The following is a 19,784-nucleotide window of genomic DNA, read 5'->3' as shown; positions in this document are numbered from 1 at the left end:
AAATAATATGAATAAATTAGCAATAAATTTTTTATTATTATCAGCTTGCTCTTTCAGCCAATCGATTTATGCCGACTGTAAACCCAATAGCACGATCACAGTACCGAGTTTATATTATGATTTATCGGCTGATTTTAGTAGTTCATCAACGGTAGTGACGAAAACAGATAAAACCATGTTCTCAGGAACATTTACATGTAGTTCCCCAGGGCTACTTTTTCCTAATGCGATTGGTATTGCTTCGCCATTTAATGGTCGAACAGCAACAATAGGATTTAATGGTGGCAAGCAGTTTGTTCAGGTTACCATGACTGCGATGGGAAAGGATCGCGTAACTAATATACCAAGAGGTACACATCCTGCATCTAATTTAGATACTAATTTTACCTTACAGTTTACTTTGTTGAAGAGTAAGCCGAGCGGTAATTATACCGAAGTGGCTGGTGATACTGCGAAGATCTCACCTTTTATATTGGCATCGGATGCTTCATCGCTCGGTATTCTGGTGTGGTTAGTTAGAATTGTGACGAAATTAATCCAATTCTTATTAACTTGGCAATGGCCTGTTGATGAAAATGATATTTTTCTGCAGCCAATTACCATTAAATATAATCCTATTGCCACTACCTGCGATTTTTCAAATAAAGGCTTAGTCGTTAATCTACCTATGGTTAGCATTAATGATGTCAAAAATATTGACAGACCTGGTTATCAGCCCTTTAGCCTAAATTTTAGTTGTAGTGATCTATTGACTGGTAATAAAACGACGCGAAATATTGCCATGTTTTTGGCCAGTAATAATTTGCATAGCACAGATAAAACAGTATTAATAAATACCACCCAACAAGGTGCTAAAGGCGTCGGATTTCGCCTAGTGCAAGGCAATAAAACTTCATCACCTATTCTTTTTTCCAGTAGTGAAAGTATACAAGGCAATGCAACATCTATTTTTAATATTGCAGCGGGCAGTGCTTTAGCGCCCTCTTTTTCCATTAATATGGGGGCCTATTACTACGCTTATGATCTAAATAATATTTCTGCCGGAAAAATAACTTCAACGGCAATTTTAGTCTTTTCTTATGACTAAATAGAATTAATTATTAGGATCAAAAAGAAAATGAGAAAAAAAATTTATTTAGCTTTCTTACTCTATTTTACTGCTTTTTCAACGAGTAGTAGTGTTTTTCTTAAAGGAACGCGAGTTATTTTTTCTGCTGAAAGAAAAGAGGCTGTTATTCAATTAGTTAATTCCAGTGATAACATATCACTGGTTCAAAGCTGGATTGATGAAGGTAATATTGATTCAACGCCGGAGACAACACAAGCGCCTTTTGTTGTGATACCTCCGGTTGTCAAAATAAAACCTAGAGGGGGGGCGCAACTTCGTATTCAACAGTTAGCAAATCAGCTACCCACTGATCGCGAATCTATTTTTTATCTTAATGTGCTAGATATTGCGCCAAAACCCGACAGCTTAAAAACTGAGAATATTTTACAGTTGGCGCTAAGAACACGAATTAAACTTTTTTTTCGACCTCATAGTATCAATAAAACTTTTCAGAATGCAGCTGAGCATATAAAAATAACTAAGGTTGGAGAATCACTTTCTATTGATAACCCAACCGCCTATTTTTTTACTCTGTCCGCACTTTATAATCGGTTAGATAAAAATAATGCTTTATCTAAAACAATTATGTTGCCGCCTTTTTCACAACATGCAGTCGAAAATAAAAGCCATGTTGTTTTCGATGATGAGATTTTGATCGAATACATTAATGATGAAGGGCAATTTATTAATCAAGTTAAAAAACTTAAATAGTATTAAAGTGCCGTTATTTAATCTGTTAACCTCGTCAACGCTAAATTCGGTTATGACACGGGAGCATATTTTTTGTGTTAGTTTTAATTAATATAATTTTTCTGTTCAATAGCTAGCATTAGATTGTTGTTGCCAGAGGTGAGCTGCCACGAGTGCTCTCCAGGGAGAATATTGTGCTAACCATTTTTCTGTCTCTGTTGCGCTTATTTTCTCACTACTATTTAATAAATACTGAAGATTACGCTGGACAGCGCCATCACCATGTAAAGAACCGTTCAAATAATTGAAGCCGCGAAGCAAGGAATAACTGATTGTCCATGGACCAATTCCTTTTATTTCACTCAATTTTTGTGTCCATAATGACAAATTAGTTTCATCTACAGGAACATTTAATAGATGATGGTTGTTTTTTAACATATTGCATAATGCAATAAGCGTTTTTGCTTTACCGCTAGAAAATCCACATAATCTTAGTTTTTGCTCATCATCAGCATGGATCGCAAAGAGAGAGGGAAAACACCAAATTCCAGACGCGTGTTGTTTACCAAAAGCATGAATGAATCGGCGACGAATAGCAATTGCGGCAGCGACACTAATTTGTTGCCCAATAATTGCCCAAGTAATCGCTTCAAATGCGGTTGCTGCTTGATAAACACGTAAACCTTGTTGGCGAGAAATTAAATTACCAATGACTGGGTGGTTATGGTATTTATCTTCAAAAAGTTCAATGGGTTGATATAACCCGAGCATATTTTTTCCCAGTTTTTCAAGCTGTTCCTCAGTGATAAAGGTATGTGGGTTGTCAATTTTCAGAGAAAACAAAATGCTATTTTTATTTAGCGTAAACGTTAATTCAGCGGGTTGGTCATAATAGGTAATTCCCTTTCTTAATTGGTTATAGGCGATAATTTCTGCCACACTTTGCTTATCTCGTAAGTGATAGGCAAGAAAGTGTTGGTAGTGATAATTATTTGGTAAATGGATAATGATTTTTTTTGCTGGCATTTTTTATGGTTATTTAATTTTAAATTTAGTCATCAGTTCGCGCTTAAATTGATAAAAAAATAGTAACATAAAAGCAAGTAAATTAAAGATGAGAATTTATGCATTAAATTCTGTTGTTAGCAAGTTAAAAACTAAAAAATAGCTGTTGTTTGCCGTAGGATTAGATAATATTAACACTCGTTATTGGGGTTACCTGCTCGATAAAATCAAAATTATATACTAACGTGTTATTAACGATTTTTATTCATTTATTCTTAGTGTTTAATTTTTCATTTATTGTTTATTCTTTTATTTTTGCTTAAGAAGAAAATAGTTCGCTTGTTTTATATTTTAAAATTTATCACTAAGTATAATTGCTGCTTTTATCATTATTAAATATTAACCCTATTGGTATTCAGTTTGTTGGTCATTAATAAATGAGACACAGATTAGCTAAATAAAATTATTTCCATTTGTAATATAATTTTAAATAAAAATAGTGATTAGCTGATTTTTATTTAACACTATAGCAATAAGAATATTATTTAATCTAATGATTGTTAAATATTTTTTAAGTAAAAAGCTAAGTTACCATGGGTTATTTTTTTTTATTAACGGTAAATGTTAATAAATTATTGGGTTACATTGACTTGTTTGATGTTTGTTTTTGTTAACTTTTGATTTTATTATTGTGGTTTGAGGTTTATTCATAAATGGAAACAAATTTATACGTTTTTAAATAATACTTATCTATATCTTTATAAACGATATAAGTAAGCAAAAGGAGTAATTGCAAATGGAACATTATCAAGCAGTCCGCTTTTTTACCCCTCGTTATCCATTTTTTCTCCTCTATGGGCATTAATTTACTCTATGCCAATGGCTATTTAATCGGTAATTATCCAAATAAAATAATCGGGATAAGCCTAATAAAAATTTATTGATTATGGGAGTAAAAATAACAATAGCTGCCTATCAATGTTTTTATTAATTTCAATAATAGCTTGAAATTAATATTTGTTTTTTATTTTATGCAAAAAATAGTAGCAGGATTTTTATTATTATTTAGATAGGGAAATTATTTATGCAATGCTAATCGTTACTATTCAAAAACAAAACGGCTAACTGCATATATATTATTATTTATACAATTGTTGTTACCGATTTTTGTCACTTTTTCATCTGTTGCTAAAGCGGCGCAGGATGATGTTGCTAGCAATCAGATGCTGGAAACAATCAATGGTATTGATGCGTTGATGAATAATAATTCTGCTTTAAAAAATTCGGCTTCAGAGCCAGCTTCATCGCTTCCAGCAACAGCGGCATCAAGCTGGAACATTCATACCTTACCCGATAATAGATCAATGATGTCGGTTGCAACAATAAATAACAATAACAAACCGTCAGTTGATCACCGTCGAGCATTACCAACACTAGGGATAAAAGAGACGTCCCAGGCTAAGCAAGTTGAGTCAGCAGAAAAACAATTTGTGCAAGGTGCAACTCAAATAGCGCAAGGGCTGGCCAATAATAATGCCACAGAAGCAGCCATCAATTATGCGCGTAATCGTGGCGAAGGCCTACTAAATCAAAAAATTAGTGATTGGTTAAATCAATATGGCAAAGCACGCGTACAAATTAGTTCAAATAAAACCGGCGATGCGGATTTACTCTTACCGCTCATTGATAAACCTAACAGCTTATTGTTTAGCCAAATTGGTATTAGAGCTAATGAACAACGGAGTACCACCAACTTAGGATTAGGTTATCGCCAATATCAGCAAAATTGGATGTGGGGCATTAATAGTTTTTACGATTATGACATTAGCGGAGGAAATGCCCGTTTTGGTTTAGGTGGTGAGTTATGGGCCTATTATTTGAAATTGGCGGTAAATGGTTATTTCCGTTTAACGGACTGGCATCAGTCGTTCCTGCATGAGATGCGTGATTATGATGAGCGGCCGGCCAATGGATTTGATCTACGTGCTGAAGGGTACCTACCCAGTTATCCTCATTTAGGTGCTTATGCTAAATATGAACAATACTTTGGTGATGGCGTTAGTCTTAGTCATAATCCAACAGCTAAAGATTTAAAAGATAATCCTTCTGCTGTCACTTTTGGTTTAAGTTATACCCCTTTCCCCTTATTAACATTGAAAACTCAAGTCTCTCAGGGAGATTCCAACGATAGTCTGATTGGTATGGAGTTTGCTTATCGGTTCGGTATCCCACTCGCTGCTCAGTTAAATCCGGATAATGTTGATCTAATGCGTAGTTTAGCGGGCAATCGTTATGATTTTGTTGATCGCAATTACAATATCGTTATGCAGTACCGTAAACAGGAAATATTAGCTATTTCTCTGCCAGACAGTGCGATGGCTGAAGCGGCCCAAACTATAGCAATAAAAGCCACGGTGCAAAAAGCCAAATACGGACTCAATAAAATTTTATGGAGTGCCCCAGAATTATTAGCAAAAGGTGGCAAGATTAACGAGACATCAACCACTACCATTGACCTGGTATTACCAGCATACGATGAAGATAACCAAGGTAGTAAGGCTTATACCTTATCCGCTGTGGGTGTTGATAATGAAGGTAATAAATCTAAAGCTGCCGTAATGGTGATCCATGTTACTCAATCAAAGGATGGTTTTGCTTATTTTACTTTAGAAAATCCGACGCCCATACCAGCAGATGGTAACCAAACTTATTTAGCTAAAGTGCAACTACAAAATGACAAAGGAATACCACTTGCCGACAAACAAGTGACATTTTCTGTTACTGGTTTTAGCAAACGCGGCAGTACGCTGGCAGTAAAAAATAATGGCGGAAATGCCGGGGTTGTGATGCTTAGCGAAGATGGCCAAAGAATGGGTAATCCTTTAACTGAAATTACGGATGCCGAAGGTAAGATCAAGATAAAAATCAAGAGTGACTTGGCCGGTCAGGGAGAATTGATTGCTACCATGGCAAATGGAAAGAAAAAAGCGGTTGCTATCCAATTTATCCCTGATGCCACTACCGCCAAAGTGAGAAATGTTACCCTGATTGATAAGAAAAACAGTAAGGTAGCTAATGGCGTCGATAGTTTTAGCTACGAAGCCTTTGTGGTTGATCAGTTTAATAATCCGTTGCCAAATGTTGATGTTACTTGGTCAACTAATCAGCAAGATAAGGTCACTTTATTAAAGGATAAGAGTAAAACAGATGCCACTGGACGGGCGATTATCACACTGCGTAGTACCTTGATTGCCGTTGATAATGTGGAAGTCAGTGCTAAATATGCTAACACGCTTGAGATGACCGCGGATAGAGTGGTCAGTTTTGTTGCTGATGAACGCACAGCCAAGGTTAGTGATGTCTCATTGAATGGCTGGGCAACAAAAAAAGTTGCTGATGGTAAGAGTTCTTTTACTTTTAGTGCCCAACTGATTGATGGCAATGGTAACCCGATTAAGAAAAGTGGATTAGTTGTTAATTGGAAGCATAATAAAGACTCGCAAAAGGTTTTATTGTCGACTGCAACTAGCCCAACAAATAATAATGGTATTGCCACTGTTGAACTGATTAGTACGACTACCCCCATCGATCAGGTAAGGGTTAGTGCAAACTATGCGGCTACAGCAAGCGTAGAAGCGGATAAAGAGGTCAATTTTATCGCTGAAGAAGGGATAATTTCCGTTGGAACTGTTGAATTAACAGACTCTGTCAATGAAAAAGTAGCAGATGGTAAACAGACCTTTACTTTCAGCGCACAGCTTGTTGATAACAAGGGGCAACCCGTTAATGAAGTCGGTATCGAAGTTGATTGGTTCCGTGATAAAGATGACGTTAAGTTATTACAAGATACCAGCAAAACAAATGAACACGGAATAGCTACTGTTACACTGCAAAGTACAACTAAGGCCGTTGATGAGGTACAGGTTAGTGCTAGCTCGGGTAGCTTAGATGAAATAAATGCCAATAAAAAAGTGAGTTTCATTGCAAATGAAAGCCAAGCGCATATCGGTAGTGTGCTGTTAAATGGTGAAGAAGACTATAAAATCGCTGATGGTAATACTTCCTTTACCTTTACCGCACAACTGATTGATAACAATAATAACGCCATAAAGAAAAGCGGTTTGCCAATTAATTGGACACATAATAAAGGCAATCTAGTTAAGTTAGCTGACCACAGCCTAACCGACGAAAATGGTATCACTACTGTTACCCTATACAGCACAACAAAAGCGGTGGATGCAGTCCAAGTTAGTGCCAGTTATGCCGGTACGGCTAGCCAATCAGCCGATAAAACCGTCAGTTTTATCGCTAATAAAGATTTGGCTAAGTTAGGTGAGGTTAAGCTAGTTGGGCAGGAAACTCGCAAAATTGCCGATGGTAAAGAGAAATTTATTTTTACCGTCCAATTGTTTGATGTAAATGACAATCCAATCAAAAAATCTGACCTGATAGTCTATTGGGCACATGATAAGCCAGGCAAAGCCCAATTAAATCCAACCAGCAAAACAGATAAAGATGGTGTTGCTACGGTTGAATTGCAAAGTACAACCATGGCGATTGATGATATTGAAGTTTCCGCCAAATTTGGCAATGACGATAAAAAAACGGCTAAAGATAAAGTGAGTTTTATTGCGAATATAGCGACCGCTGAAGTTAGAAATGTCAAGTTACAAGGTAAGATAGACCGTAAAGTTGCTCATCCTAGTAATAATTTTGTCTTTACCGCGGCATTGGTTGATGTTAATGGCAACCCGATCAGGAAAGAAAATTTATCGATTAACTGGTCGACTAATCAAGGTAGCAACGTTCGCTTTAAGGATAATATTAATATTAGTAAAACAGATGCTGATGGATTTACTTCTATCACTTTAGAGAGTAATGACGTGGCAGTAGCTAATGTGATTGTTAGTGCCCATTATGCTAGTTCAAGACCACAACCCGCTGATAAACCAGTTAGTTTTATAACCGTCTCTTTTAGCCGTTTAATTGTTAATGGCCATAATTTCCCCACCAGCGCTCAATTCCCAACTACTGGCTTCCTCGGTGCTAAGTTTACTATCGAGACGCAAGGGGCACCGGCATCAGAATTTAAGTGGCAAAGCAATCAAGGTTGGGTTTCAGTTGACAATGGGCTGGTAACGTTTACGGAGAATGGGACAAGTAAAAAAGTCATCATCACAGCAAAACATGAAACGGGTGGTGATCCGATTGAATATACCTTTAATCTAAATAATTGGTTTATTTTCTCTGACGAGAAAAAATGGGATGAAGCACAACGCTGGTGTGCAAATAATGCTGGGGCTATGCCAACGGTTGCACAACTTAGTCAAGGCAAAGGAAAGCGTGCAGTAGGTTCACTATGGAGTGAATGGGGTAAATTCAGTCATTACGATATAGAAGATGGCTACTATTGGACTTCGACTGAGGGAATAGCCGGTCGCTTTAAAGTCGTCAAATTAGATGATGGTTTTTCTAATAAAGATAGCTATACCCATGACACAGAAGCAGTAGTTTGTACTAAGAATCTGTAATGGATGCATCCACCTCATAATGCGAGGTGGCTGTTTTAGCAAGATAACTTCTTTTGCTTATTGGTAGTAGGATTTATATATTATTAGGGAAGAGATCCATGCAACAACGTAATGCTGATTGTGATTTTACCAAAACGAAACGGATAATCGCCTATATTTTACTCTTTATACAATTGTTTTTGCCTATTTTCGTTGCTTCCTCTTCAATCGCAAAAGCGGCGCAAAATAGCGAACAAAATAACCCGATGATGGACACCATCAATGGCTTAAATAATTTGCTGCAACATCCTGCAGAGAATGATATGCCGGTTCTTGATAAAGAGCCGGCAAAGTCGGATAAAAATAATGCCACGATAACATCATCGATGCCAACTTCATCATCGGATTCAGTATTATCCATGTTAGAGGCGCATTTCTCTTCCCAACAACCGGCAACCCCCATTCAACAGCCTAAAAATGCTGAGCAGGATGCTATTTTTAATACCTTACCAACTCTGGGCATTAACGATAGTGAGCCTAATCGGCAGACAGCTGTTTCCAGCGATCAGCAACTGGCGCAAAATATTTCTCAATTAGCCCAGACGCTGTCAACGGATGATGCCATCAAGGCTTATATGGGGTATGCCCGCAGTATAGGTGAAAATCTGGTAAATCAAAAAATCCATGATTGGTTGAGTCAGTTTGGTAATGCCCGGGTACAAATTAATACCAATAAAACCGGTGATGTGGATTTATTGGTACCGGTACTTGATAAACCGAACAGTTTGTTATTTAGTCAGATTGGTATTAGAGCAAATGAACATCGCAACACCACCAACTTAGGTGTCGGTTATCGTCAATATCAAGATGCCTGGATGTGGGGTATCAATAGTTTTTATGATTATGATATTACTGGTAGCAATTCTCGTTTTGGGGTTGGCGGTGAATTATGGGCCGATTATCTTAAACTGGCTGTTAATGGTTATTTTCGTTTAACTGACTGGCATCAATCACGTCTTCATGAGATGCGGGATTATGATGAGCGTCCAGCCAATGGATTCGATCTGCGGGCGGAAGGATTTTTACCCAATTATCCGCATTTAGGCGCTTATGCTAAATATGAAAAATATTATGGTGATGGTATTAGCCTTAATAATGGTCTCTCAAGTAGTGATTTGATAGATAATCCTTCTGCCACCACCTTTGGTTTGAGTTATACCCCATTCCCATTATTGACCTTTAAAAGCCAAATTTCACGGGGCGATACTAAGGAAAGTAGTATTGGTATGGAATTGGCATATCGGTTTGGTGTCTTGCTGGCGGAACAGCTTGATCCCGACAATGTTGACTTAATGCGTAGTTTAGCTGGTAACCGCTACGATTTTGTCGATCGTAATTACAATATTGTTATGCAATACCGTAAGCAGGAACTGTTATCCATTTCTTTGCCAGAAAGTATTGATGGCGAAGCAGCGCAGACCATGCCGATCACGGTTACGGTTAATAAAGCCAAATATGGTTTAAAACAAGTTAGCTGGTCAGCGCCAGAATTAATTGCTCAAGGTGGTAATATTCAAGTTATGTCACCGACCTCAATTAATTTAACCTTACCGGCTTATATTTTGCAAAAACAGGCAAAAGCCGTCCAATCTTATCGTATCTCAGCCGTAGCTATTGATAATGAAGGTAATCAATCTAATACTGCTGTTATGTTGATCAATGTCACGCCATCACAAGATACCATTCGAGCAATGACATTAACGCCAAATAATACCCAGGTAGCGAATAATAGCGATGCTTATGTTGCCACGGCATTAGTACAGAATAAAAAACATCAAGCACTCCCCGGTAGAGCCATTACTTATACGATTGATGGATTCAAATCTAGTGGGGTAACACTGTTTGATATGGCAGGCAGGCAAGGTAATAGCCTGACGGTGATAACTGATAGCGAAGGTAAGGCTAATGTTAACATTAAAAGTAAAATCGTTGGCAGTGGAACATTAACGGCGGTAATGAAAAATGGTAATAGAAATACTATCCCTGTTAGTTTTGCACCTGATATCGCTACAGCCAAAGTTGAAAGTGTCACATTAATTGGCAATGAAACAAATAAAGCGGCTGATGGCATAAGTCGATTTACTTTTGAGGCATTAGTGACCGATCAATTCAATAATCCGGTACCCAATGTTAATTGGTCACATGATAAAGGTAACACCGCTATCCTATCGGCAGAGCAGAGCCAAACGGATGAAAATGGTCGCACGATAATTACTTTGACCAGTAAGGTTGTAGTGGATAATGTTAGGGTTAGTGCCAATTATAATAACCCTGCTAACAAAGTTGCGGCCAATAAAGCCGTAAATTTTATTTACATTTTGGCTACCGCCAAGGTCGGTAGTGTAAGTTTAGAAGGTAGTGAAACACAAAAAATCGCCGATAATAATAGCTTTTTTACTTTTACCGCCCAATTAGTTGATGGTAACGATAATCCAATTAAGCAAAAAGGTTTAGAGGTTAATTGGTCACATAATAAAGATAATCAAGTTAAATTAGCGGCAAAAAGTCAAACTGATGAAAATGGCCGGGCTTCTGTTGTTTTGTATAGCACGACAGCAGCGATAAAAGGCGTCGTCGTTAGTGCAAGATTTGCTTCAACTAAAAGAGTTGATGCTGATCGTGAAGTCGCTTTTATTGCTGATGAAAATTCAATCAGAGTAAAGAGTGTGACACTTAATGATAAAATCGGCAGTAAATTAGCCAATGGCTACAACAAATTCACATTTACTGCCTTGGTATTAGATGGTAATGACAATCCGGTTGGACAACGGAAGGTGAACTGGGCCCATAATAAGAACGACGAAGTAAAATTGTCGGCAACAACCAGTGAAACCGATGAAAATGGTCGTGCGTTTATCACATTACAAAGTACCACCACAGCGGCGAATAATATCAAGCTATGGCACTTCTGCGCCAGTAAATGCGCAGGAAGTTGAGTTTTATGCTGATACCAATACCGCTCAGGTGGGGAATGTCACATTAGTTGATAGCGTAGTTAGCAAAGTCGCTGATGGCAATAATCGCTTTACCTTTGAGGCACAATTAGTCGATAAATATGGCCATCCTATCAATAAAGCGGGTCTGAAAGTGGAATGGTCACACAATAAAGAGCAACAAATCAGCTTATCCGCTCAATCAACCCCAACCAATGATAGAGGCATTGCGACGGTTACCTTGCATAGTAGTAAGATTGCGGTCGATGATATTATTGTTTATGCAAAATACAGGGTACCCCCACAGAAATCAGCGGATAAGAGAGTAAGTTTTATTGGCGATGTTAAGACGGCTAGAGTGGGCAAGATCACATTAAATGATGCTGACAATAAGAAGATTGCCGATGGTAAGAGCGGCTTTGAATTTAGCACCCAGTTAGTTGACCATAATGGTAATCCGGTTAAGCAAGCAGAATTAGTCATCAAATGGCGACAAAATAGTGGGGCTAGTGTCAACTTACCAGCAACCAGTAAAACGGATAAAGATGGCCGTGCTACGGTTATTCTACAAAGTAGCCAAAAAGCCGTGGATAACGTGGTGATCTATGCGCAATATGAATCGAGTGGTGAGGAAAAATCTGACGCAGTGAATTTTATTGCTGATATTAACACCGCCAAGATAAAAGAGGTCACATTGGATGGTACGGAAACTAATAAAGTCGCCGATGGCTTAAACAGTTTTACCTTTAAGGCACAACTCGTTGATCGATATGATAATCCTATTAAGGTAGCGGAACTCGATATCAGCTGGTTGCTGGATGATGATAAAGCTGAAGATGCTCATTTATCGGCACCATCAAGTCAAACAGATAAAAACGGGTTTGCGACTATAAAACTGATAAGTACCACTAAAACTAAAGCGGTGGATAATATTGTTGTCAGCGCTCAGTATGGTACTGCGCCTAAAATAAATGCAAACAAGGCCGTTAACTTTATTGCCGATAGAACTACGGCTAGAGTAGGTAGTGTGATATTAGTCGATAATATTATTCGTAAAGTAGCCGATGGTAATAACCATTTTACCTTTAAAGCGCAGTTGGTTGATAAAAATGAAAATCCAGTTAAAGTGCCAAATTTAAAGGTTAATTGGCAACAAGACAAGAATGGTAATGATGTCATCTTACCCCCACATAGTGTCACTAATAGTGATGGGCAAGCGACCATAGAGCTAAGAAGTACCAACACGGCAGTCAATAATATTACTGTCAGTGCACGGTATGATACGAGTGACAAAAAAGATGCCAATAAGCTAGTTAATTTTATCCAGGTTTCTTTTAAACAGCTTAGAATTAATGGATTATCTTTTAGCACGGATGCAGGAATTCCAACTATAGGCTTCCGGGGTGCGAAGTTTGACATCATTACTAATGGTGCGCCTGCCTCTGAATTTAATTGGCAGAGTAGTGCAAGCTGGGTTTCCGTTGAAAATGGAAAAATAACTTTTAGTGGTGATATTGGCGATAATCCAAAAACAGTCACTATCTCGGCAACTCATAGCACTGGTGGTGAGCCAGTTAGATATGAATTTACCCTCAAAAAATGGCATTTATATAGTCAACAAGAGATGGGGTGGAATGATGCCCAAAAATGGTGTTCTAGTAGGGGATTGACACTTCCAACGGTTACACAATTAAGTGCTGGACAGTTTAAACGAGGTATTGATTCACTCTGGAGTGAATGGGGTGATGTGCGTTTATATAATTGGAATTATCATATGTATTGGACATCTGAAACATTAGGTAACAATGTTAAAACTGTTGGTATGGTAAGTGGTTTTATAAACAATAGTGGTGATGGTAAAAACAATAAATTCTTTTTTACCTGTGTTCGCGATCTTTAATAAATCTAAATTAAAGATATTTGAATAAATTTAAGTGATAGGTTAATGATGGTTTATGTGCTGACTGTATAGGTACATAAACCTCTTAACTTTTGAGCAATTGTCGTGTTAGTTTACTAACCCAGATGAATTTATAAGTTAGTAGGTTTTGTGATAAGTAGATAGATAATCGCTTATTTATTAAATAATAATTATCGATGACTTCCCCGATCCTTCTGATGACCAGCAAGAACCGGGTTTGAATTATGTCAGGTAAAAATTAACCGGCTTTTTTCGCTGCTGCTGCAGCGTTGACAATGGCAGCAAAAGCATCGGCTTTCAGTGATGCTCCGCCGACTAATGCACCATCAATATCAGGTTGACTGAAAAGCTCGGCAGCATTGTTGGCATTCACTGAACCGCCATACTGAATAATGACTTGTTCGGCAATGGCGCGATCTTGCTTAGCAATATGGTCACGAATAAATTTATGTACTGCTTGCGCCTGGGCTGGAGTCGCTGATTTGCCAGTACCAATCGCCCAAATCGGTTCATAAGCAATAACACTATTTTCAAATGCGCCAGCACCTAAGCTATTCAATACCGCATCGATTTGACGAGCGCAGACTTGTTCAGTTTTGCCAGTGCTGTTTTCTTCTTCAGATTCACCAATGCATAGCACCGGTATTAATCCTTGCGATTTTAGTACAGCAAATTTCCGTGCGATATACTGATCGCTTTCTTGATGATAAGTTCTACGTTCAGAGTGACCGATAATAATATATTTTGCACCAATATCTTTTAGCATTTCAGCTGAAGTATCACCGGTAAAAGCACCGGACAAATTGACATCAACATCTTGTGCGCCAAGTGCTATTTTGCTTCCAGCTAAAGCTTGTTGTGCTTGCGCCAGGTAAAGCGCTGGTGGTGCAATTGCGACATCACAGCCAGTAACACTATTTAATTCATTACGCAAATTTTCAATCAGTTCTTTAACCATTTTGGTACTGCCATTGAGTTTCCAGTTACCCATGACTAATGGATGTCGCATGTTTTCCTCCAACTAAAAAATATTTATTAATAAATGAGATAAAGACAATCAATCATTATTCAGTTTTTGCCAACGGATAGTATAAAGATGCTATGACTAAATCACTTTGTTTTTCGTCATTCATATGTGATGTTATCATCATTTAGTGAAAGCTTAACCGGCTCAATAGCGAAAGTTATCATATTCTCTTTGCTCTTTACTAAAATATAACGGATAGCGCCTACTATAGTTTCATCACTCTGCACTTGATTATGTTGCTCTAACATACGATCTAATACAGCAGTTAATTGAGATAGGTTGTTAATCGAAGTAGTCTTTTCGAAGTGATTAATAATTGCCATAGTATAACGTTCGAATAATTGTCGATTAATTTTATAGCTGCTTGCATCTTCCGGTGGCAGCAAGGTTAGCTGTAAACTTTTAATTTTTTCACTTCCCTGTTCAAGCACAGCGGAGGCGTAAATTTTGCTGTTAATTCGACTGGCTGCGCGAATATAAGGTAAGCTAATATCCTTGCTTTTAATCACTTTAAATTCATGTATCGGATAGCTGGGATTATCCTGGTTATATTTTTGACGAAATATGGGAATAGTTTCATTGAATAGGGGAGCATCTGGTGATAAATAAGCAACCGAAACCTCTGTTTCAGGCATAACAGGTAATTTTTTTGCCAGCACGGAGGATAGTGGCAATGATGCAATAAATACTAATGCTAGTGTTGACTCAAATTTGCGCTCGTAGGTTTTCATCATTGTTACTCTGCAGTATTAATTTAATCATAAAGGGATTACTTAGGATAAATAAATGACATTACAACAATGGGCATTTTCATTCAAAGGGCGGATTGGCCGAAAACCATTTTGGTTTGGTATCGTTATTTGGTTTTTATTAATGCTGATGACATTTAGTATGCAAACCTATTTTTTATTTTCTCCTTATATTTTACTGTTATTAGTCATATTGTTGCTCTATCCATTAGCGGCAATTTTTACCAAACGTCTACATGATCGTGGTAAATCTGGTAGTTGGTTGTTGTTATTATTGTTGGCTTTTTTGTTATTTTCTATTGATGTTAGTTTATTAACGCCTTTTTGGCAGTGGGGTATTGGACGATTTCTACCTTTACTTATTGTTACCATACTATTTTTAGATTGTGGTAGTTTTAAAGGCTTCGATAAAGCAAATCGTTATGGTAAAAAAACTGAGCAGGTTGACTATCTCAACTGATTAATATTTACTCACTCTCTGCTTACCAATATTGTTCACTGGTAATTTGTCCTGCTTTACGGCGTAAGTGTTTATCCATCCCTCTTTGTGTTTTTAGTAGTTGTTGGGTATCTTTAACCATTTGTGGATTACCACAAAGCATAACATGGCTAGTTAAGGGATCAATTTTTGCCTTTACTGCCTGTTCTAGCTGTCCACTTTCAATTAGCGCTGGAATACGACCGGTGAGTGAGCCGGTGTTGTTTTCGCGACTGACAATGGTTTGGATCTTCAATTTTCCTGGATATTTTTTCGCAATTGTTTGCATTAATGGTAAATAACTCAGATCTTCAGCGTAGCGTACTGCATGGACAAGGATAATTTGCTTAAAGCGCGCTAAATTCTCGCCAAATTGTAAAATAGATAAATAAGGTCCAATTGCGGTACCAGTCGATAGCATCCAAAGCGTTTCACAATCAGGCAGTTCTTCTAATACAAAAAAACCTGCCGCCTCTTCAGTGATATAGATAGGATCACCAGGTTTTAGTGCTGCGAGGTGTGGACTGAGTTTTCCTTCTGGTACGGTCACGAGATAGAATTCTAATTGATTATCAAAGGGGGTATTAACATAGGAATAGGCACGTTGGATACGTTGGCCATTGATTTCTAGGGCAAGTTTAGCAAATTGTCCAGCAATAAATGGTTTAATTGGTGCTTCGAGGATTAAACTAAATAATGAGTCTGTCCATTTATGATTTTTAATAATTTTTCCTGTTACCCAATTTGCCATACTACTGGCCTCCTAATGTGTCAAATAAAGCGTTAATGTTTGGTCATAGTATGTCAAATTTAGGCAAAACCATTATCGATAATGTGTTTTAACTATTTAGTTAAATTATGACTCTTTCATTATGATATAAAATTGTACAGTTATCTTTACGAAATAAGTTAATTGGATTTGGCAAGATGAGTAAAATAATTTAATCGCTTACTCGAATTTTTTTTTAAATTTGTTAGATTAATTGATATTAACGTATAAATTTGCTGGGACAGTTTTTCTGTATTCCTGTGATATTGTAACCTTTTTTAATCGATTGATTATTATATAAAATGAGAAAATTAGAACACTTCAATTTGCTATTGATGCTTATTGCTTTAATTGCCGTCGGACAGATGACGCAGACAATTTATGTCCCTGTTATTGCAGAAATTGCTACCTATTTTGCAGAACCTGATGGTGCGGTACAAAGTGTAATGGGCGCTTATCTGTTATTTTATGGTTTTTCACAACTATTTTATGGGCCTATATCCGATCACATTGGTCGTCGCCCTGTTATTTTAGTTGGCTTAATTATTTATTTGATCGCCACCATAATAGCGATTTTCGCGCCTTCATTGCAGATCTTAATTATCGCAAGTGCGCTGCAAGGCTTAGGTGTTGGCGTTGCTGGCGTAATGGCAAGAACCATGCCGCGTGATCTCTATACCGGAACAGCCTTGCGTTATGCGAATAGCCTATTGAATATGGGAATATTAGTGAGTCCTTTATTGGCACCGATGATTGGCGGGGTGATCGCCTATTTTTTAGGCTGGCATGCAACTTATATTTTCTTGTTTTTGTTAGGTGGTTTTGTCTTGATCAGTATGTGGAAATGGTTGCCTGAAACGTGCCCACCCGCTTCTGAAAAAAGAAATATGCTTTCTGCCTATTATTTGTTGTTATCAAATCCTATCTTTGATGCTTACTTGCTAATATTGATTGGTGGATTGGCTGGTGTTGTGGTATTTGAATCAAGTAGCGGCATATTATTGGGAGGCGTACTAGGTTTAAATAGTATTACCGTCAGTATTCTATTTATTTTGCCTATTCCTGCGGCATTTTTAGGTGCTTGGTATGCAGGACGTGAAGGAAGGACTTTTTATCAGTTAATGTGGCAAGCAGTATTATGCTGTGTTTCTGCGGCTATTATCATGTGGTTACCGGGTTGGTTTGGATTTATGAATGTGTGGTCATTACTGATCCCTGCCGGACTTTTTTTCTTTGGCGCAGGTATGTTATTTCCATTAGCAACCACTGGAGCAATGGAGCCTTTTCCTTATTTAGCAGGTGCAGCCGGTGCACTGGTTGGTGGTTTGCAAAATGTGGGTTCTGGCGTGGCGGCTTGGTTATCGGCACATTTACCCCAAACTGGACAATTCAGTTTGGGGATGTTGATGTTTGCTATGTCTATCCTTATTTTATTATGTTGGTTGCCTCTAGCATATAAAATGGATAAAAAATAAATACCCATTCAATAAATATATTTTGATAATAAAATTAATGGGATATGGCTTCTGTTACACAATGACAATATGATTTTGGTTGGTGAGGAACGTGCTCTCCAAGCAATGTAGCGCTAATTATTCGTTCTTTACTGTGGGAAAAGCGCTGATCTGCCAGTAATTCAGCTAATATGGATCGATCTTTTTCTACTGTATCAATTGATTTTGCTGCTTTGTTTTCTCGGTTATAAGAGGCTTTTTGTTTAATTGAGGGGGTGACTGTCATCTGTTCCTGGTAATGGGTAATATCTGCCAGCTCTATTGCACTATTTTCGCCGTTATAAAGAATATGTTCTTCAATATCTAAAATGGAATTATTGAGATTGAATAATTGGATTGGCGTAAAAGTACCGGCTGGTTTGGTTTCAGTGGGTGTGTGATCCGCTGTTACCTGTAATGGCTGAGGTAGCCAAGCGCTAGGGTATCTTTCTGTTGGATTAATCGGCATGGCAATCAGATTTTCTTTTGCTATTGGTTGATATTTTTTTTGTCCTGCTGGGCGCCAGGTTAATTCTATGGTGTCCCAATATTGATCACCAACAGTGTGACTATTAGTGCTCCAGAATAGCCAAATGCCAAATGGGATAATATTTGCCTGCTTGTAGGTAGATGGTTTGCTCATCACGGTAGTCGAGGGTATGCAACTGACGGTTGTCTTGGATATAAACTCGTCCGATATCATCCGCTTTAAATTTTAACTGATAATGATTGCTTTCCGTCGGTGCCAAAAAGCCAGAAAAAATCCACAAGCTGGGTTTCAATTGTTCGCCATTTAACACGTTAGACTTAAAGTCGGCATCAAATTGGCCAAATTTTCTTTTGCCCAACCAATAGTTGGGTGAGTTGGCTTGCCATTGTTTGGCATAAATAGGGGCATTATTTAACCACTTTTTTTTCTTTAATAGTTTATCAAATTGGGATTGTGTCAGACTTTTGTGACCTAAATCTAACTGACTGAGATCATAAATACTTAAATTTAAACCACCCGATTGCGATCGATCGAGAACCTGATAGTGGCGTTTAAAAATTTGAGTCAATCCTGTTGGGTAAGTGATGGTTGCAGTAATAATTGTTGCACCATGGCCGATTAATTGGCCGTTATGGTTAATAACGTCAGGATCAGAGGAATGCCAGTTAATAGTCCCTTGTTGAAAAGATCCAGGCAAGACTAATGATTCGGTTGCAATGGTTTTTGTATGCTGGTGATGGGTATTAAAAAGGTGTGAATAGGCAACCTCTGCCTGGGGAAGGGTGAGGGAAAAAATTTGCTTTTTGCCTACTTCTCCTTCTAACCATTCGGCTTTTAATGCGCTAGTCGGATGATATTTTGTCAGTATAGCTTTGCCATTGTCATCAATGAATGAATCCCCTTCTGTGATTGACCAGTTAATTACTCTACCTTGCCAGTATTTGGGTAAATGTATTGGGTGTGAAATGCTAAATTCACTACGATGGTCAAATAGTGTGTTGGCAAGCGCATCAGGGTTAGTATAACGATAAACACAACGATTACTTAATTGTCCTGAGGGTGCTTCAAGGATCTCGAAACGTACCAATTCACCTTTGTTGGCAATATGCAAGCTTAGCGATTGTACCGAGGTTGTTGGTATTTGCAGTAATTCGGTCAATAATCCTTGCTCTGTGGCGTAAGTTACTTTCAATGCATAGGGGTAATCTTTTTGTAATGAGTTACCGTCTTTAAAGTCAACCTTAAAATCCATGAATTTAACGTCTAAGAATTTCAAAAATTTTTTAACAAAAAATTAACCTATTTATTCTGTAATTTTAGGTTAACTCCGCTTCCTCGTCCGTTCGCTTGCTCTCAGACTCCGGTGAGCGGATAGAGTTAGCTTAGAGGATGGTTTGTCGATTAAAGCCAAAACTGAGTTTGCGTTATCATCTGTAAATCGATTTTAAGACACCTAGGAAGCCCGTAGCGCTATTTTCTCTATGTAAGACATGAAAACGTACCAACTAAAATTTAAAATGCCTTAAAATCGATTTTATGAAGCGAAAATTT

General features: G+C 37.7%; 13 protein-coding genes. 7 read left to right on the top strand and 6 right to left on the bottom strand.

Annotated elements, in window-relative coordinates:
• Positions 1–7 precede the first annotated feature (7 nt).
• Together G468_RS0110675 and G468_RS0110670 are read left to right on the top strand one after the other, a co-directional pair.
• Complete coding sequence (locus G468_RS0110675; RefSeq protein ID WP_026823117.1) at positions 8–1,087, top strand: fimbrial protein; 1,080 nt, start codon at positions 8–10, stop codon at positions 1,085–1,087.
• 30 nt (positions 1,088–1,117) lie between these two features.
• The gene (locus G468_RS0110670; protein ID WP_026823116.1) at positions 1,118–1,819 is read left to right on the top strand and encodes a fimbrial biogenesis chaperone; all 702 of its coding nucleotides are present in this window, start codon (positions 1,118–1,120) and stop codon (positions 1,817–1,819) included.
• Positions 1,820–1,924: 105 nt separating this feature from the next.
• On the opposite strand, the gene G468_RS0110665 is transcribed toward G468_RS0110670, so the two are convergent.
• Positions 1,925–2,824 (bottom strand): DNA-3-methyladenine glycosylase family protein, encoded by a 900-nt coding sequence (locus tag G468_RS0110665; RefSeq protein ID WP_026823115.1) that lies wholly within the window; start codon positions 2,822–2,824, stop codon positions 1,925–1,927.
• 1,130 nt (positions 2,825–3,954) lie between these two features.
• On the opposite strand from G468_RS0110665, the gene G468_RS0110655 reads away from it, so the two are divergent.
• The 3 genes from G468_RS0110655 (at position 3,955) to G468_RS0110645 (ending at position 13,206) form a co-directional block, all read left to right on the top strand.
• Positions 3,955–8,334 (top strand): inverse autotransporter beta domain-containing protein, encoded by a 4,380-nt coding sequence (locus tag G468_RS0110655; RefSeq protein WP_155846989.1) that lies wholly within the window; start codon positions 3,955–3,957, stop codon positions 8,332–8,334.
• Between the two features lie 98 nt (positions 8,335–8,432).
• Positions 8,433–11,309, top strand: a complete 2,877-nt coding sequence (locus tag G468_RS0110650; protein ID WP_026823113.1) for an inverse autotransporter beta domain-containing protein — start codon at positions 8,433–8,435, stop codon at positions 11,307–11,309.
• Positions 11,209–13,206, top strand: coding sequence for an Ig-like domain-containing protein (locus G468_RS0110645; protein WP_135677401.1), 1,998 nt, complete (start codon positions 11,209–11,211; stop codon positions 13,204–13,206). Before G468_RS0110650 ends, G468_RS0110645 begins: the two co-directional genes overlap by 101 nt.
• Before the next feature lie 259 nt (positions 13,207–13,465).
• Here G468_RS0110645 and tpiA read toward each other — a convergent pair whose 3' ends face one another.
• Together tpiA and G468_RS0110635 are read right to left on the bottom strand one after the other, a co-directional pair.
• Entirely contained in the window at positions 13,466–14,236 is a 771-nt protein-coding gene (gene tpiA / locus G468_RS0110640; RefSeq protein ID WP_026823111.1) for a triose-phosphate isomerase, read from the bottom strand.
• 116 nt (positions 14,237–14,352) lie between these two features.
• On the bottom strand, positions 14,353–14,985 hold the full coding sequence (locus tag G468_RS0110635) for a DUF1454 family protein (protein ID WP_026823110.1): 633 nt from the start codon (positions 14,983–14,985) through the stop codon (positions 14,353–14,355).
• 55 nt (positions 14,986–15,040) lie between these two features.
• Here G468_RS0110635 and G468_RS0110630 point away from each other — a divergent pair, with 55 nt between their 5' ends.
• Positions 15,041–15,463 (top strand): DUF805 domain-containing protein, encoded by a 423-nt coding sequence (locus G468_RS0110630; protein ID WP_026823109.1) that lies wholly within the window; start codon positions 15,041–15,043, stop codon positions 15,461–15,463.
• 22 nt (positions 15,464–15,485) lie between these two features.
• Here the strand turns inward: G468_RS0110630 and fpr are convergent, their stop codons facing one another.
• Positions 15,486–16,232 (bottom strand): ferredoxin--NADP(+) reductase, encoded by a 747-nt coding sequence (fpr, locus tag G468_RS0110625; protein ID WP_026823108.1) that lies wholly within the window; start codon positions 16,230–16,232, stop codon positions 15,486–15,488.
• A gap of 320 nt (positions 16,233–16,552) precedes the next feature.
• Here fpr and emrD point away from each other — a divergent pair, with 320 nt between their 5' ends.
• A complete protein-coding gene (emrD, locus tag G468_RS0110620; RefSeq protein WP_026823107.1) occupies positions 16,553–17,725 on the top strand; it encodes a multidrug efflux MFS transporter EmrD in 1,173 nt (390 codons plus the stop codon).
• Positions 17,726–17,759: 34 nt separating this feature from the next.
• Here emrD and G468_RS0110615 read toward each other — a convergent pair whose 3' ends face one another.
• Positions 17,760–18,386, bottom strand: coding sequence for a hypothetical protein (locus tag G468_RS0110615; RefSeq protein WP_026823106.1), 627 nt, complete (start codon positions 18,384–18,386; stop codon positions 17,760–17,762).
• Complete coding sequence (locus G468_RS0110610; protein ID WP_026823105.1) at positions 18,316–19,485, bottom strand: PA14 domain-containing protein; 1,170 nt, start codon at positions 19,483–19,485, stop codon at positions 18,316–18,318. Before G468_RS0110610 ends, G468_RS0110615 begins: the two co-directional genes overlap by 71 nt.
• Positions 19,486–19,784: the final 299 nt, after the last annotated feature.

The sequence above is a fragment of the Arsenophonus nasoniae DSM 15247 genome, from assembly GCF_000429565.1.
Classification (GTDB): domain Bacteria; phylum Pseudomonadota; class Gammaproteobacteria; order Enterobacterales; family Enterobacteriaceae; genus Arsenophonus; species Arsenophonus nasoniae.
The sequence above is the reverse complement of the archived record's forward strand: the minus strand, read 5'-3'. Positions and strand labels throughout refer to the sequence as shown.

Excerpts from the sequence above, each read along its gene's own strand:
- G468_RS0110675 (WP_026823117.1), top strand. The coding sequence starts at position 8 with ATGAATAAATTAGCAATAAATTTTTTATTATTATCAGCTTGCTCTTTC.
- G468_RS0110670 (WP_026823116.1), top strand. The coding sequence starts at position 1,118 with ATGAGAAAAAAAATTTATTTAGCTTTCTTACTCTATTTTACTGCTTTT.
- G468_RS0110665 (WP_026823115.1), bottom strand. The coding sequence starts at position 2,824 with ATGCCAGCAAAAAAAATCATTATCCATTTACCAAATAATTATCACTAC.
- G468_RS0110650 (WP_026823113.1), top strand. The coding sequence starts at position 8,433 with ATGCAACAACGTAATGCTGATTGTGATTTTACCAAAACGAAACGGATA.
- G468_RS0110645 (WP_135677401.1), top strand. The coding sequence starts at position 11,209 with ATGAAAATGGTCGTGCGTTTATCACATTACAAAGTACCACCACAGCGG.
- tpiA (WP_026823111.1), bottom strand. The coding sequence starts at position 14,236 with ATGCGACATCCATTAGTCATGGGTAACTGGAAACTCAATGGCAGTACC.
- G468_RS0110635 (WP_026823110.1), bottom strand. The coding sequence starts at position 14,985 with ATGAAAACCTACGAGCGCAAATTTGAGTCAACACTAGCATTAGTATTT.
- G468_RS0110630 (WP_026823109.1), top strand. The coding sequence starts at position 15,041 with ATGACATTACAACAATGGGCATTTTCATTCAAAGGGCGGATTGGCCGA.
- fpr (WP_026823108.1), bottom strand. The coding sequence starts at position 16,232 with ATGGCAAATTGGGTAACAGGAAAAATTATTAAAAATCATAAATGGACA.
- emrD (WP_026823107.1), top strand. The coding sequence starts at position 16,553 with ATGAGAAAATTAGAACACTTCAATTTGCTATTGATGCTTATTGCTTTA.
- G468_RS0110615 (WP_026823106.1), bottom strand. The coding sequence starts at position 18,386 with ATGAGCAAACCATCTACCTACAAGCAGGCAAATATTATCCCATTTGGC.
- G468_RS0110610 (WP_026823105.1), bottom strand. The coding sequence starts at position 19,485 with ATGGATTTTAAGGTTGACTTTAAAGACGGTAACTCATTACAAAAAGAT.